Here is a 15,503-nt window from a genome sequence, read left to right on the forward strand (position 1 = left end):
AAGCAGCTTCCAGCAACCAACTCAACAAGGACAAGTCTTTAGCAATCAGCAAAATTTCGGGCAAGGAACACAATCAGTCATGCAACGAGGCTTTGCGGGAACAGATGCCCAGCAAGTAAGGCAGCAAAATGCCCAGTCGTCTCAGTCTCAATTTGGGGGAACCAGCTTCCAGCAACCAACTCAGGCAGGACAAGTTTTTAGCAACCCGCAGCAAAACGTCAGTCAACCGATGATGCAACCAGGTTTTACAGGGACCAATGCCCAGCAAGTGAGACAACAAAATGCATTTGGCAGTAATAACATTCAATAATCGTTAGGATGAAAGCCCAGAAGGAAGTGCTTTTTTCTGGGCTTTTTAGTACTCGTTTTTTTATAACACAGTAGTAAACCATTGCATGAAATTCATGAGTAGGAAGAATTCATGTACATATTTTCAGAACGGAGAGGATTAGTTTGACGTACGGCCTTGAAGAAAAGAAGATTCATGACGTACAGGAAGCGTTTCAATCGGGTGACCTTACTTCTTTGCAATTAACGACAATGTATATTGAAAGGATTGCTAACTATGATAAATCAGGAATTCATCTTAACGCTATTACAGAGTTGAATCCTGATGCATTTGATATAGCTGCTTTTCTTGACAGGGAACGAAAGGAAGGGACTATAAGAGGACCACTGCATGGGATTCCGGTTTTATTAAAAGATAATATTAATACAGCAGATAAAATGCATACGAGTGCGGGTTCAATTGCTTTATCAAGGTCATATGCATTAAAGGATGCTCACATCGTGAAGCTTCTTAGAAAAGCAGGTGCTGTTATTCTTGGAAAGACAAATATGACGGAGTTTGGCCATTTTATGGATCAAAGAATGCCTGGGGGCTATAGCTCTCGTGGCGGAATCGTGAAAAATCCATATGGTGAAGAGTTCCAAACAAGTGGTTCAAGTTCTGGCTCAGCTGTTGCGGTAGCCGCCAACTTATGTATGGCATCGATCGGAACAGAAACGTCAGGTTCAATTTTAAGTCCCGCCTATCACAATAGTCTAGTTGGTATTAAGCCGACGATAGGATTAATTAGTAGGAGTGGGATTGTTCCGATTACTCATACGCAAGATACACCAGGGCCTCTAGCTAGAACCGTAGAAGATGCGGCGATTTTGTTGGATTTTTTAGTCGGACAAGATGAAGCTGATTTCGCAACCTTGCTGAGATCTAAAAGAGGGTCTTCTTACGTAGCCCACCTTGATCCAAATGGGTTAAAAGGGGCAAGAATCGGCATAAATAGAGGTTATGAAGCTGACTTTAATGACGAACAAAAAGATCTCTTTGAACAATCGATTCGTGCTTTGGAGAAAGCTGGGGCGATTGTTGTTGAGGGGACAAATTTACCACATCTTTCAACAGATAAAAAGGTCCTGTTATATGAATTTAAATCGGCGATTAATAAATATTTAGCTGACTTAGGCCCAGAAAACGAAATGAAGTCTCTCCGGCACATTATTGCTTACAATAATAAACATCATGAAAAAGCGTTGAAGTATGGTCAAGAATGGCTTATAAAGGCTGAGTTTGAAACAACAGGCACTATGACTGAACCAGAATATATTGAAGCACGTTTAAGGGATTGGCGAAAAGCAAGGAACGGTATTGATCAATTATTACGTGATCATGAATTGGATGCACTATTTAGCCCTGGAGTGACTGACTCACCAGCTTTATCTGGTTATCCTTCCATTATGACCCCAGCAGGTTACACGAGAAAAGGAATGCCATTTGGCGTATGTTTCACAGGGACTGCTTTTAGTGAGTCTGCCTTAGTTAAGTTGGCTTTCTCCTTCCAAGAAATTACCAAGCAGAGAAAAGCTCCCGAGCTATAATGTATCATAACTTTCTCAATCTAATTTAACTGGAAAATAAATACAATTATATCAGTGTATTTATTTTTTCCATTTAACGAAAAATAACAATCATGGTAATGTTAAATAACATCTAAAGAAAGGGAAGAAAAACGCATGGCATCCAAGGGCAAAGGTTTTGTCATATTAGCAATTGGTTCGATTCCCTTAATTATGACATTGGGAAATTCAATGTTAATACCCATCCTTCCACAAATGGAATCGGAACTAGGAGTTTCAGCGTTTCAAGCCAGTTTAACGATTACCATCTTTTCCATTACTGCTGCAATTTCAATCCCAATTCTCGGATATATGTCAGACCGTTTTACGAGGAAATCGATTATTATTCCTGCTCTCACCCTTTATGGGATTGGTGGATTATTAGCAGGTGTTGCAGCTGCATGGTTTGGAAATGCTTATCCATGGATTATGGTTGGTAGGGGGCTTCAAGGAATAGGAGCAGCAGGAACAGCACCTATTGCGATGGCTTTGACAGGGGACTTATTTAAAGGCGGAGAACAAAGTAAAGTTCTTGGGATCGTTGAGGCATCAAATGGATTTGGGAAAGTTTTATCTCCGATTGTTGGCTCTCTTTTAGCTTTATTAGTGTGGTATGGTCCTTTTTGGGGGTTTCCAGTTTTTGTTCTCATCTCTCTACTATTGACAGCATTTTTTGTGAAGGAAAAAAAGAAAAAGCATGAAGCACCTCCCGTTGGACAGTATGCAAAAGGTTTGTTGTCCGTCTTTAAACATGAGGGACGTTGGTTAGTTACAGCTTATTTAGCTGGGGCAACATGCCTGTTTACCCTTTTTGGAATTTTGTTTTATTTGTCAGATACATTAGAAACGCAATATAACATTGATGGTGTTCTAAAAGGTACGATACTTGCCATCCCTCTATTGTTTATGATGATTACATCATTAACTACAGGTAGTAAAATTGGCAAGGATTTAAGTCGAATGAAAAAATTGATTATTTTAGGGTTTCTCTTCATGACTATATCCTTTGCTACATTATCCTTTTTCACAAAATTATTTCCTTTTATCGCAATTTTAGTTATTAGCAGCATTGGTACTGGACTTGTTCTTCCTTGTTTAAATAGTTTAATTACTGGATCTGTTGGTTCGGCTCGAAGAGGGTTTGTCACATCATTATATGGATCTGTACGATTTTTGGGTGTGGCGGCTGGACCTCCTGTTTTCGAGACGTTAATGAATTGGAACAGAACAGGTATGTTTCTAACAACAGCAGGGTTAACATTGGTCGTAGGCTTATTATGCTTGTTATTAATACATGTCAAAAAACCGAAAGATTCAAATACGGAAGATCATGATTCAGAAACACTATTCAAAAAACTTCAACTAGCAACAGAATAATATGAATGGAGGTAGTGGTTATGCAAATTTATTTTTCGCCAGAATTTATTAAAGACGATGCTCAAGTTTTAAATATTGTGACAGATCATAACAAACCTATCGGCTATATCGCTTTTTTAATGGAAGAGGATAAAAAGAAGGTATACGTTTATGGTCAGCTTGAAGAGGAAGGAGCAGCGGAAGACTTTAAGGATTTGGTCAAACCTTACTTACGTGGATTAACTAAGCTAAAGCCTGATTTAGAGGTATATTCCTATTTAACTGTTGGTGGCGACAAGGTTGACCTTAAAGGAGAAGGAAAAGAAGAATAAAGGGGAAACTCCCTTATTAAGAGGTTATTTTCATTTTTTCTTTTCTTTTTATGTTGTTCAAACAATGTGAGCAATAGCCCATTTCTCCATCAAACTCAAACCATATATTGCAGGATAGACAACGCTTATGAAGCACATTGTTAATAAGAAGATCATATCCGTATGGTGTGATTTTCTTGACAATTTTCATAATGGCCTCCTAGGTAGATGGTATATAGGCATTTATATGATAAGACGTTCATTTTGGTGAATAAATTCCAACATTTCACGGTAAAAAGAGAAAGGGACGAATATTATGGGTTTATTTGGGGTTAATTGGGATGACGTAAGAGATCAGTTTGAACTACGAAAAGATTACATTCACATCGCGACATCGATGTTTATCTCCTCACATCCTAGACTCGTTCGAGAAAAGATTGAGAAACACCGAAAAGAACTAGATCAGGATCCAACGAAATATCTCGAAGTGAACGAAATTGACTATGGAAATGACGTTAGAAAACGAATCGCAAACTATTTTGGCGTAAAGGATCCAAACGATATTGCATTAACTAGTAGTGCGACGATGGGTCATGGAATTATATACAATGGACTTAAATTGAACAAGGGTCAGGAAATTCTCTGTTCTGAACATAATCATTATTCCCATCAAGAGTCTATTCTTAGAGCAACTGATCGAACGGGTGCTACGTATCGAGAGATACCGATATACAAACGTATAAATACCGTTACGGAAGATGAAATCATTACGAGTCTTTTGAAAGAAATTACTGAAAAAACAAAAGTTTTAGCGATTACGTGGGTACACTCTGATACTGGCTTAAAGTCACCAGTGGCAAAGATCGCAAAAGAGATCTCTGTGATTAATAAATCCCGTGAGGAAGAGAATAAAATCTTACTTATTGTTGATGGAGTTCATGGATTCGGGATTGAGACAGAAACGTTTGAAGAGCTTGGCTGTGATTTTTTCATAACGAGCACACATAAATGGGTGTTTGGGCCAAGAGGCACTGGTTTTGTTGCTGGAACAAAAGAGGCTTGGAAGCATGTTAGTCCAGTTATACCAAGTTACCGGATAATGAATCAAGTTTCTAAACAGTTTGAGCATCCCGCTGAAATGGATGGTGTCCAAATGACACCAGGGGGATTCCATGCACATGAACATCGCTGGGCTTTGCCAGTTGCTTTTGATTTTGTCGATTCAATTGGTAAGAAACATATTTATAACCGAGTTCATGACCTAAATAAACAATGCAAAGAGGGACTAGCTGATATTCCGAATGTGTCTTTACATACACCTATGGATACTCATTTATCAGCAGGAATTACGTCATTTGAAATAAACGGCTTAAAGTCAAAGGATGTCGTCAACAAGCTACTAAAGAAAAAGATTATTGCGACAGTCGCTCCTTATTATAGTGAGTATACAAGGTTAACGCCAGGAATCATTAATACACCTGAAGAGGTTGATATCGTATTAGATGTAATCCGTTCAATAGCGAAATAGTTTGGAATGTAAACAGGGGATAGCGTCCTCTGTTTTTTATTAATAAAAACTAATAACTATGGAATTTAAAGAGGTCTTATTAAAGAAATGATCTTTCAATTAAATGGAAAATATTCATAATTTCCAGATTCGAGGGGAAATTACTTTATAAGATAGAGTCTAAGTTCATAGTAAAAAGGAGAATGCTTCATGCCAGAAATCAATGAAACCGTTCCACATGATAAAAGCATTGATAATAGTCTAGCTCTTATGCAAGAGGGATATCTTTTTATAAAAATAGGGCGGAACGCTATCAGTCTGATCTATTTAAAGCACGATTATTAGGCCAAAATGTGATTTGCATGAGTGGAGAAGAAGCGGCAAAAATCTTTTATAATCCAGAATATTTCCGAAGAAATGGTGCCGCACCTAAGAGAATTCAAAAGACATTGTTTGGTGAAAATGCGATTCAATCAATGGATGGTGATGCACATCTTCACCGTAAAATTCTGTTTATGATATTAATGACACCACAACATGAAAAGCAAATGGCAGAGCTTGTTGCAAACGAATGGCAGCATTGCCTTGAAAAATGGAAGGGCCAAAAACAAGTGGTTCTTTTTGATGAAGCAAAAAAAGTGCTATGTAGAGCAGCATGCGATTGGGCTGTCGTTCCACTCTCAGAGGAAGAGCTAGAACAAAGGGCAGAAGATTTTACCTCAATGGTTGATGCGTTCGGAGCAGTAGGCCCACGTCATTGGAAGGGAAGAAGGGCAAGGGCAAGAGCAGAAGAGTGGATTGAAGGGATTATAGAAGATGTTAGAGCAGAAAAGCTAGTAGTAGAAAAGGATACGGCTTTACACGCAATGGCCTTCCATAAGGACCATAAAGGTGAGCTCCTAAATACTCGTATGGCAGCAATTGAGCTTATCAATGTACTAAGACCGATTGTGGCGATTGCAACGTTCATTACGTTTTCTGCACTAGCATTACATGATCACCCTGAATATAAAGAGAAGCTAAAGTCGAATGATGAGAATTGGATTGAGTGGTTCACGCAAGAGGTTCGGCGTTTCTATCCGTTTGGACCTTTTGTGGGAGCAAGAGCAAAGAAGGATTTTACATGGAACGATTGCGAGTTTAAAGAAGGGCAGCTCGTACTACTAGATATGTATGGGATAAATCATGATCCTAGACTTTGGAATCTACCGAACGAATTTAAGCCAGAACGGTTTAGACATAGAGAAGGCAGCTTATACGATTTTATCCCCCAGGGAGGTGGCGATCCAAAAAAAGGGCACCGCTGTCCAGGAGAGGGGATAACGATTGAAGTTATGAAAGCCTCTCTAGATTTCTTAGTAAACAAAGTGGAATATGATGTACCAAAGCAGGATTTAGCGTATAGCCTTGTGAAAATGCCAACGTTACCTAACAGTGGATTTGTTATAGCCGTTAAGGAAAAGTGACAGGGATTAGCTCTTACAATATCTATTAGCACTATAACCAATAGGTTTTATAGTGCTTTTTCTATTTGTACAGAGTTGTTCGTTAATGGTTTGAAGAAAAAGCCCAAATTTTTGGAAATAGTAACGGAAATAGGCTAGGCGAATATACTTTTTGTAGGGTATTCAGTTGTCTAGATTCGAAAAGAAAAAAGGTGGTTGCTTATGGGAATACAAATCCTCCGTGGGAGAAATGAGGCTAATAAAAGAGCGAATATTACGATTGTGATCGATGTGATTCGAGCATTTACCGTTGCTCATTATGCATTTATGAAAGGAGCTCGCCGGATTTATCTAGTTGAAACAGTTGAGGAAGCATTTCAATTGAAGAAAAACAATCCTAGCCTATTGCTAGCTGGAGAGGTGGATGGCTATCCAATCGAAGGCTTTGAATTTGATAATTCCCCATTTCGTATGAAGGATCATAACGTATCGGGAGAAACGATCGTTCAAAGAACAACGAATGGTGTGCGAGCAACGTTAAACTGTTTAAATTCCGATCATCTATTTGTGACAGGATTTTCGAATGCTAGAAGTACGGCTGAATTTATCCAAACGAATTATATGGTGGAAGATTTAGACATAAACATCGTTGCTTCCCATCCTAGTGGTGATGATGATTATGCTTGTGCTGAATATATACAACATATTATAGATGAAAACACGGAAAAAGTGACTGAGGATGAAGTGAAAAGAAGAATTATCGAGTCAGATGCAGCTCGGAAATTTTTCAATGAAAATAATATAGCTTTTATAAAAGAAGACATTCTCCATTGTGCAAAAGAATTAACGACCGATTTTGTCATGAAAGTGAATTCGGCTAGTACTATACCGATGATTGAGAGGGTTCAAGTATGTTAGAAACAGGATTAATATTGCCATTGAGAGAGGAGAAACCTAGAATTAACGGTTTAACCATTTTAATTGATAATGGGACACCTTTAAACCTCTTTAAAGATACGATCCAAAGTTCTCAAAAGTATATTGATTTCGTGAAATTTGGCTGGGGGACATCACTTGTAACCAAATATTTGCAGCAAAAAGTAAACTGGTTAAGAGAGCAGGAGATAGAATTCTTTTTTGGTGGGACATTGTTTGAAAAATTCCTTAGTCAAGACAAAGTCGATGAATACTATGAACTTTGCAAAGAAATGGGATGCCGTTATGTAGAAATTTCGAACGGAACGATTGCTATACCAAACCATGAAAAGGCCATTTTCATTAGAGGCTTTTCTGACGATTTTACGGTTTTAAGTGAAGTCGGACACAAGGATATAGCAAAAGCGAATCAAAAGAATTGTTCTGAATGGCTAGAGAATATTCAAGAAGATATTGAAGCAGGAGCTTACAAAGTCATTACAGAAGCTAGGGAAAGCGGTACGAGTGGAATATGTGACGTCAATGGGGAGATAAGGGAAGATATATTCGAGTTAATCAAATCATCGGCAATCTCTTTTGAGAAATTGATTTTTGAAGCACCAAATAAAAAGATGCAAACTTTTTTTATTGAACATGTTGGTCCGAATGTTAACTTAGCAAACATTGCTCTATCTGATGTCATTTCCTTAGAAACACTTCGTTTAGGATTACGCTCTGATACTTTTAATTTGTAACTATGTTGGACACATTAATAAGGAGAGGAATTTTGTGCGAAAAACGAATAAAGTATTTCATTTAGCGATTCCATGCAAGGATTTAGATGAAACGGTTGAATTTTATGAAAAACTAGGTTGTCAATTAGCAAGAAGATACGATGATCGTGTGACATTTGACTTCTTTGGTGATCAGGTCGTTTGCCATTTAAGTCCCGAAAATATTGATGAAGAACCGAACATGTACCGCGTCACTATGGGATCACCTTTTTAGATAGAGAAGAATATGACAAAGCATTAGAGTATGCAATGAATGAAGGATTACCATTTTTCCTAGAACCGATGGTAAGGTTTAAAGGAAGACAGGAAGAACATGTAACATTCTTTTTAATTGACCCAGCGAACAATTTACTCGAATTTAAATATTATCATGATCATTCTATGGTTTATTAAGACTTAGTCACTTGTTTAAATTTCTAGGCAAGTGACTGCTTTTTCTGTTCTTTTTCCTACTGGAAATTAATAGGTTACATTAGTAGGGTTCTACTAGTTTAAATTTTAAGGAGCTTTTTTATGGGATTACCGTCTTTGTCGAAAAAAAAGTGGACAAGTTATATTCGGAGGCGTTTGCCAAGGCTTTGGGATGGGTTTGTTTCTATTTCCAAATTCCATTCCTTCTGGTGGTGCTGGGGGCTTAGCAGTATTATTAAATTATTGGTTTCCAATCAATATAGGCTTAGCACTTTGGATTGTTAATTTTTCCTTCCTACTGTTAGGAGTGAAATATCTTGGTAAGCGGTTTACTTTATGGACATTACTCAGCATTACGGTAACCTCTGTATCCATTGATATGTTTGAGACATATCTTCATGTACCTGAACGCCATCTGTTCATTGATCTAATAGTCGGTTCTCTTTTTCTTGGAACGGGTATTGGAATCTTAATGCGTAATAATGTTTCAAATGGAGGAGTAGGCGTTGTTGCGGTCATGATATCACATAAGCGAGGGATACTCCCTGGAAAGCCTCTTTTTTATATGAATGTTGCTATTTTTATATTAACTGCATTAGTGATAAGTGTAGAAATTTTACTATTAGCATTTATAAGCCAATGGATTTCAACTAAAGTGGTCGATATTATTTACAGTGTCGAGTTTCAGCGTCCTTATTATTATGCGTTTAGGAGAAAGCGGTAGCCAAGAATTGGTAATACAGTTTATAATTGTGTCAAGGAGGGGAGATGGAATGAAAGTAGCGTTTGTTATTTTTGAAGGGTTTACTGCCCTAGATTTCATTGGAGTGTATGATGCCGTAACAAGGTTGAAAACAATGGATTTTATGCCGGAATTGGAGTGGGACATTTGTTCATTTACAGAACAAGTTAACGATTCACTGGGCCTTCGTTTCACGCCAACAAAGGTAAAAGAGTCACTTAATACTTATGATTTGGTTATCGTTCCAGGAGGATTTAGTACACGAACGTTAGTCAATGATCTTGAATTTATTAAATGGCTGCAAACGTCAAAAGCTTGTGAATTAAAGACTTCTGTATGTACAGGTTCTTTGTTGCTCGCTTCAGCAGGCTTGTTAGAGGGGAAGTCAGCTACATCTCACCCAAGTGCTTATGAATACTTAAGAAAATTTTGTTCAGTTGTAGATAAAAGAATTGTCGATGAAGGAGATATAATTACAGCAAGAGGAGTTAGTTCAGCAATAGATTTGGGACTGTATCTTTGTGAAATACTAGCAGGGCACAAAGCAAAGGAAACAATCCGCGTTCAAATGGATTATCAAACACCATCTTAAGGAACAAATGTATCCAATTATCTTAACTTGATTATACTTAAACCTGAGGTGATATGATGTGTGGTCGATTTACGCTTACTGTGGATAAAGAGGAAATTGAAAAGCAACTGTTAGTAAATATTGTTGATTATACGCCTAGGTTTAATATTGCACCAAGCCAGCCCGTTTTGAGCATCATTTCAGATCGTGAACAAAGAAAAGCAGGTTACATACGATGGGGTCTTGTTCCAAGCTGGGCAAAAGACCGCAAAATAGGATACAAAATGATTAATGCACGTGCGGAAACAATCCATGAAAAGCCTGCGTTTAAACGTTTATTTGAACGTCGACGCTGCTTAATTGTTGCTGATGGCTTTTACGAGTGGAAACGAACAGAGAACGGGAAAAAGCCTTATCGTATTACGGTAAACGATGGTGTTTTTACATTTGCAGGACTGTGGGATCGCTGGAGTGATAAGAGTGATGGCGATGAATTAGTAACGTGTACAATTATAACAACTACTCCAAATAAGCTTATGAACGATATTCATGATCGTATGCCTGTTATTATCAAGAAAGAAGATCGCGATAGCTGGCTCGATATAACGACTCATGTACCGGCATTAAAAGATTTGCTTCATTCCTACCCTGCAGAAGAGATGGATGCTTATGAGGTGTCTACCATTGTGAATAGTCCAAAGAATGAGTCAGGAGAGTGTATTAAATCATTGGCTTCGCAATAAATTAAGGGAGATACTGTTTTGTAGTAGCTCCTTTTTTATTTATATAGTTTAAGATATTGATCTACCAATCATCGGTCATCGATATGAAACTAGCGAAATGAGGTAAGAGATTTGAAGGATACCATTTTAAAATCGTTGTTTAAAATAGAAAAAGACTTTAATGTGAAAATTCTTTATGCTGTGGAATCAGGAAGTAGGGCTTGGGAATTCCCTTCAAAAAATAGTGACTATGATGTTCGCTTTATTTATGTTCATAAGCCGGAAGATTATTTAACGATTGACAAATTAGGAATTGGAAAGAAGCGAGATGTTATTGAATTACCTATAAACGATTTGTTAGATATTTCAGGCTGGGAATTGACAAAGGCATTACGATTATTCCGAAAATCAAATCCTCCATTAATGGAATGGTTACGATCAAGTATCATTTATTATCAAGCATTTTCGACAATTGATCAGATGAAGGAACTTTCCAATAGCATCTTTTCTCCAAATTCTTGTATACATCACTATTTAAATATGGCAAATAACAATTATCGAGAATACTTACAGGGTGATGAAGTAAAAATCAAAAAGTATTTTTATGTACTTCGGCCAGTGTTAGCTGTTAAATGGATAGAAAAATACAATGAGTTTCCCCCATTAGAATTTCCTAAACTGTTGAAGGAACTAATTCCAGAAGGTGAATTGAAGATGGAAATTCAAACATTATTACAGCGAAAGATAAATGGCGAAGAGCTCGATTATGAACCAAAAATTGATATCATAAACCATTTTCTAGATAAGGAAATACAAAGACTTAGGGACTATACAAAATCAGTAAATAGCGATATAGCTGACTGGACACATACCCTTGATCTGTTGTTTCAAAAAACGTTAGAAGAGGTCTGGAATAAGAAGATTAAATGAAACAAACTTGTAAACAAAGTACGATGTAAAAAGTGCAATGATATAATCGAATCAAAGGCATACTTATGATTTAAAGAAATGTGAATGTGGTGACATTTTTATCGATGGTGGAACAAAATATCAACGGTGCGGATGGGGAATACATTAAATAGAAGAAAAGGGAAAACTAGAAAATAATACTGATTATGTTATTCAGTTTATGAAGAAAGAGAAAAGAAATTCCTCTTTCAAATTGGAAGGAGTTTTGAATGATGGAAAAGGAGACCGCTAACCTTTTTATACAAGAATTGCAACATTATCAGAATGAAACCGATATAGCAAAAATGAAGAAGTTTTTTAAAGGTTCAGATCGTAATACGAAGTACTTCGGTCTAAATATGAGAACTGTGTTTACAATTGCCAAACAATTTAAGAACATGCCATTAACGGAAATTGAACTACTTTTAGAAAGTGATTATTATGAAGTCAGAATGGGTGCTGTGAGCATTATGGATTTTCAAGCTAAGTCAAACAAAATATCAGACGAGCAGAGACGGGCTTTGTATGAACTTTATATTAAGAAACATGACCGAATCAATAATTGGGATCTGGTAGATCGCTCTGCTCCTTCTGTGGTCGGGATGTATCTACTAGATAAATCGAAAAAGCCGTTATACGAGATGGCCCATTCCAATCATATTTGGGAACGTAGAACCGCTATAGTAAGTACGCATACATTTATTAAAAATGAAAACGTAGAGGATACGTTCGCCATAGCAGAATTACTGATCAATGATAAAGAGGAATTAATCAACAAAGCAGTTGGTAGCTTTATACGTGAAGCTGGTAAAAAAGATGAAGTAAAGTTGAAGTCTTTCTTGAGTAAACACGCTCGTACTATGCCTAGGGTCACCTTAAGATACGCTATAGAAAAATTTGATAAAAAAACAAGGGATTATTATTTAAATTTAAAAAATAGTTAAGGATCATGATGAAATGAAAGAAGAAGTGAACTGGTATATAATTAGCTATTCCTTTTTATTTACTCAGGCGATCGTTATGCTCAATTGGTAGTAAATGACCAAACCCTACAAACTGCTTATTTCATCAATACTTTATCGTGGGACTCGGTGGGAAATCACGTTGTTGATATCCAACTAGAAGAGTGGTGAAAATACGATTCCTCTTTATAACGATAATTCCTATCGATTTAATGATGTTATTCAATATCTCCGCATTTTGAAAAATTCGAGATTGCTAAGGTATCAATGGAGATCCAGTAGCATCGCCTTTAGATGATGATAAGGAGAAGGACAAAGATAAAGGTGATTGATCAAGGAAATGACGGGAGAGAGAACGTTTCTTAGTAAGGCCACATTAAAGTTTAACCTAATTGCGTTCGGGCTTTCTTACTTACTGTATAATGCTGTGCTCTGAGTAGAAATAAGAGTATTGGAATACTAGTACGGTCACCTATCTGACTAGTAGTCAATAGTAATAACTAAAAAATTAAAACGCATTTGAAAGTCATTTCTCAAATGCGTTTAATTATATAATTAGTTATTCTGTTGTTCTTTTGTAGGACCCATGATACCGGGAACAGGTAAACCAGCTTGTCTCAGTAAAACCGTCATTTGTCCACGGTGATGTGTTTGATGGTCAATTAGAGTACGTAATAATGCTCCACGCGGAACCTTATGTCCCATGCCATCAACGTCCTCAATCATCATTTCATCTGTTAACGTCTCTTCCACACCTGCTTTTACACGCTCAACCATTTGCTTATACGATTGAGAAATGTCAGCAGCGGCAGTTGGAACTGTTCCACTATCACCAACTGGTTCGACTGATACACCTACTAAATTAGCAAAGAAGACAGGGCTTGTTGTTAAATGCCAGCCTAACCATCCTAATGAGCTATGACCTTCTACAATTGATTGTTTTAATGTGTCATCTGTTAAAGCTTCGAGTACCTGGCTCGTGCCGCCAGCAGCAGCATTCCAATCGTTAATAAAATCTTGTACTGTACGATACATTTTAATCATCTCCTTTCAAAGACAGTATACAATAAAAGATAGGAAAATGATAAAAATAAGATGCTTTATTTGTTATCGCTTGAAGTTCATATACTAACGCTTCAAGGTAATAAACGTGAATGCTTTTACATGAATTTCACGATGGATTTACGTTTCGTTTACTTTGGTAGAGTATGATTGGGGTGAGGTTTGTTACGGACGAAAGAGGTATCATAACATATGTTAGGGTTAGGAAATAACAGAACAAGGCTATTTTATAAGTACTTAATTTCATACCTAATTATTTTCTTATTCCGTTTATGATGATTAGTATCGTATTTTACCAAATGTCTGTGAGTAGTATTCAGGATGAAATTGAGCAATCGAACATGGGGAAATTAGAGCAGGTAAAAGACATTGCCGATGCTAGATTAGAAGAGTTGCAGCAAATTGCACATCGTATTTCTATGGATCATCGTTTGACACCGTATATGTTCACTGAACCATATTATAGTAAGCTTGCAATTAACGAACTGACAACGTATTCGGTAAATAGTTCCATTGTTGATAGTTTATTTTTATATTATTACGGACAAGAAAACATTTATTCCTCTAGAGGTGTAAATACGATCGATATTTATACCGATGTGTATCAGTTTGCTTCGTACGAAATTGAGCAGCTAAAACGTGAGATGGAAACGCTTGAACAGCCAACAGTACGTTCATTTGACTTGGAGTCAGCCAGTGAACATGTCATAGCCTATATGTTTCCAATTTCTTCAACGAGCTTAACCCCGTATGGAACCGTTGTTTTTCTCGTAAAAGAAGATATATTTACTAATTTAATCCATCATGCACTCGGTCATTTTGAAGGAAATATTTATATTTTTAATCGCGAGCAGGAGCGAATTGCTTCCTATCATAATAGTGAATCATCAACAATTATTGAAGCTGATATCGTACCTCAATTGAAAAATGGAATATCGAGGAAACAATTGAACGGTGAAGATTACTCCTTAGTGTCTACCTTTTCCGATGAAAGTCAATGGACGTTTGTTACCGCAATGCCTACCAAACAGTTTTATGCAAAAATGGATGCACTGAAATCAACGATCATTACAATTTTGACTATTATTGCTATTATCGGAATGGTGTCTACGTTTTATATGGCTATTATTCAGTATAGACCAATACATGGACTAAATCAGAAAATCAAAACGATACACGGTAAGTACTTTTCAAAGCAGTCAAAAGATGAAATTGCTCGTATACAAGAATCCATTCAAATGATGCATGAGAATAGCGAGCAATTACAGGAGAAAATGAAAGTCCATGAACCGTATCTCCGGGATCAGATCGTAATAAAACTTATAAATGGTGATGCTATCACACTGAAAGAACAGAAAGAACTATTAGAAGACTTACAATTACAATTCAAAGGGAAGAGAAAATTCATCTTTGTTGTTTCCCTTAAAGAACAGCGTGTAAAGCACGAAACGTTATTAACTAAGGAAAAAGTACTAGAGTTTGTACAAGAAATCTCACTTGAAAATGGGACTGGATATGGGGTTGAGTTAATCCATGACCAAGCAGTTGGAGTTATTGTCGATATGCAAGATGATCATCAAGATCCATATATACAGCGCAACGAGATGATGGAAGCAATTACTGATAAGTTATCTGTGATCACGGCGATGGAGTTGAAGGTTGGGGTTGGAGGAATATATGAAGAAATAAGCAGGATGAATCGTTCTTTCATTGAGGCGAAAGCGGCTATTGATTATGCACTCATCCACAGCAATAGTGTGCAGCCAGTCTACTTTGAGCAGATTGCAAAAAAACAACTCATACGATATGGTTCCAATCGGATCAACAGGCGAAGCTAGTTCAAAGTTTAAAACAAGGTGAT

General features: G+C 37.0%; 13 protein-coding genes and 3 pseudogenes. 15 read left to right on the forward strand and 1 reads right to left on the reverse strand.

All coding sequences use genetic code 11. The features are described 5' to 3' along the window. The 14 genes and pseudogenes from JCM19034_RS22430 to JCM19034_RS16920 all read left to right on the forward strand — a co-directional run. Positions 1-310: pseudogene (locus JCM19034_RS22430) on the forward strand (hypothetical protein); the annotation flags it as partial. A gap of 143 nt (positions 311-453) precedes the next feature. Next, positions 454-1,878 carry an amidase family protein gene (locus JCM19034_RS16860; RefSeq protein ID WP_082394163.1) on the forward strand — a complete coding sequence of 475 codons (1,425 nt, stop codon included), beginning with the start codon at positions 454-456 and terminating at the stop codon, positions 1,876-1,878. A gap of 135 nt (positions 1,879-2,013) precedes the next feature. Beyond that, positions 2,014-3,273: an MFS transporter gene (locus JCM19034_RS16865; RefSeq protein WP_062051579.1), complete on the forward strand. Its 1,260-nt coding sequence runs from the start codon at positions 2,014-2,016 to the stop codon at positions 3,271-3,273. Positions 3,274-3,293: 20 nt separating this feature from the next. Continuing rightward, on the forward strand, positions 3,294-3,584 hold the full coding sequence (locus JCM19034_RS16870; RefSeq protein ID WP_062051581.1) for a hypothetical protein: 291 nt from the start codon (positions 3,294-3,296) through the stop codon (positions 3,582-3,584). Positions 3,585-3,879: 295 nt separating this feature from the next. Beyond that, on the forward strand, positions 3,880-5,091 hold the full coding sequence (locus JCM19034_RS16875) for an aminotransferase class V-fold PLP-dependent enzyme (protein WP_062051583.1): 1,212 nt from the start codon (positions 3,880-3,882) through the stop codon (positions 5,089-5,091). A 198-nt stretch (positions 5,092-5,289) separates the two neighbouring features. Then, positions 5,290-6,536: pseudogene (locus JCM19034_RS16880) on the forward strand (cytochrome P450). A 201-nt stretch (positions 6,537-6,737) separates the two neighbouring features. Continuing rightward, entirely contained in the window at positions 6,738-7,433 is a 696-nt protein-coding gene (locus JCM19034_RS16885) for a 2-phosphosulfolactate phosphatase (protein ID WP_062051586.1), read from the forward strand. Then, the gene (locus tag JCM19034_RS16890) at positions 7,427-8,185 is read left to right on the forward strand and encodes a phosphosulfolactate synthase (RefSeq protein WP_062051587.1); all 759 of its coding nucleotides are present in this window, start codon (positions 7,427-7,429) and stop codon (positions 8,183-8,185) included. Before JCM19034_RS16885 ends, JCM19034_RS16890 begins: the two co-directional genes overlap by 7 nt. Before the next feature lie 34 nt (positions 8,186-8,219). Next, a pseudogene (locus tag JCM19034_RS16895) lies at positions 8,220-8,617 on the forward strand (VOC family protein). A gap of 160 nt (positions 8,618-8,777) precedes the next feature. Next, positions 8,778-9,359: a YitT family protein gene (locus tag JCM19034_RS16900; protein ID WP_062051589.1), complete on the forward strand. Its 582-nt coding sequence runs from the start codon at positions 8,778-8,780 to the stop codon at positions 9,357-9,359. Between the two features lie 49 nt (positions 9,360-9,408). After that, on the forward strand, positions 9,409-9,969 hold the full coding sequence (locus JCM19034_RS16905) for a DJ-1/PfpI family protein (protein ID WP_062051592.1): 561 nt from the start codon (positions 9,409-9,411) through the stop codon (positions 9,967-9,969). A gap of 56 nt (positions 9,970-10,025) precedes the next feature. Further along, the gene (locus tag JCM19034_RS16910) at positions 10,026-10,691 is read left to right on the forward strand and encodes an SOS response-associated peptidase (RefSeq protein ID WP_062051601.1); all 666 of its coding nucleotides are present in this window, start codon (positions 10,026-10,028) and stop codon (positions 10,689-10,691) included. A 111-nt stretch (positions 10,692-10,802) separates the two neighbouring features. Then, positions 10,803-11,600, forward strand: coding sequence for a nucleotidyltransferase domain-containing protein (locus JCM19034_RS16915; protein WP_062051603.1), 798 nt, complete (start codon positions 10,803-10,805; stop codon positions 11,598-11,600). 248 nt (positions 11,601-11,848) lie between these two features. Next, positions 11,849-12,562, forward strand: coding sequence for a DNA alkylation repair protein (locus JCM19034_RS16920; protein ID WP_231687008.1), 714 nt, complete (start codon positions 11,849-11,851; stop codon positions 12,560-12,562). A gap of 573 nt (positions 12,563-13,135) precedes the next feature. Here JCM19034_RS16920 and JCM19034_RS16925 read toward each other — a convergent pair. Continuing rightward, a complete protein-coding gene (locus tag JCM19034_RS16925; protein ID WP_062051608.1) occupies positions 13,136-13,615 on the reverse strand; it encodes a DinB family protein in 480 nt (159 codons plus the stop codon). Between the two features lie 326 nt (positions 13,616-13,941). Here JCM19034_RS16925 and JCM19034_RS16930 point away from each other — a divergent pair, with 326 nt between their 5' ends. Beyond that, positions 13,942-15,480, forward strand: coding sequence for a hypothetical protein (locus tag JCM19034_RS16930; RefSeq protein WP_197276436.1), 1,539 nt, complete (start codon positions 13,942-13,944; stop codon positions 15,478-15,480). Positions 15,481-15,503: the final 23 nt, after the last annotated feature.

It is taken from the genome of Bacillus sp. JCM 19034, from assembly GCF_001310635.1.
In the GTDB taxonomy this organism is placed as follows: domain Bacteria; phylum Bacillota; class Bacilli; order Bacillales; family Bacillaceae_D; genus Halalkalibacter.

Bases quoted from the DNA above. Each gene is read 5' to 3' on its own strand.
- JCM19034_RS16865 (WP_062051579.1), top strand. From the start codon at position 2,014: ATGGCATCCAAGGGCAAAGGTTTTGTCATATTAGCAATTGGTTCGATT.
- JCM19034_RS16870 (WP_062051581.1), top strand. From the start codon at position 3,294: ATGCAAATTTATTTTTCGCCAGAATTTATTAAAGACGATGCTCAAGTT.
- JCM19034_RS16875 (WP_062051583.1), top strand. From the start codon at position 3,880: ATGGGTTTATTTGGGGTTAATTGGGATGACGTAAGAGATCAGTTTGAA.
- JCM19034_RS16885 (WP_062051586.1), top strand. From the start codon at position 6,738: ATGGGAATACAAATCCTCCGTGGGAGAAATGAGGCTAATAAAAGAGCG.
- JCM19034_RS16890 (WP_062051587.1), top strand. From the start codon at position 7,427: ATGTTAGAAACAGGATTAATATTGCCATTGAGAGAGGAGAAACCTAGA.
- JCM19034_RS16905 (WP_062051592.1), top strand. From the start codon at position 9,409: ATGAAAGTAGCGTTTGTTATTTTTGAAGGGTTTACTGCCCTAGATTTC.
- JCM19034_RS16910 (WP_062051601.1), top strand. From the start codon at position 10,026: ATGTGTGGTCGATTTACGCTTACTGTGGATAAAGAGGAAATTGAAAAG.
- JCM19034_RS16920 (WP_231687008.1), top strand. From the start codon at position 11,849: ATGATGGAAAAGGAGACCGCTAACCTTTTTATACAAGAATTGCAACAT.
- JCM19034_RS16925 (WP_062051608.1), bottom strand. From the start codon at position 13,615: ATGTATCGTACAGTACAAGATTTTATTAACGATTGGAATGCTGCTGCT.
- JCM19034_RS16930 (WP_197276436.1), top strand. From the start codon at position 13,942: ATGTCTGTGAGTAGTATTCAGGATGAAATTGAGCAATCGAACATGGGG.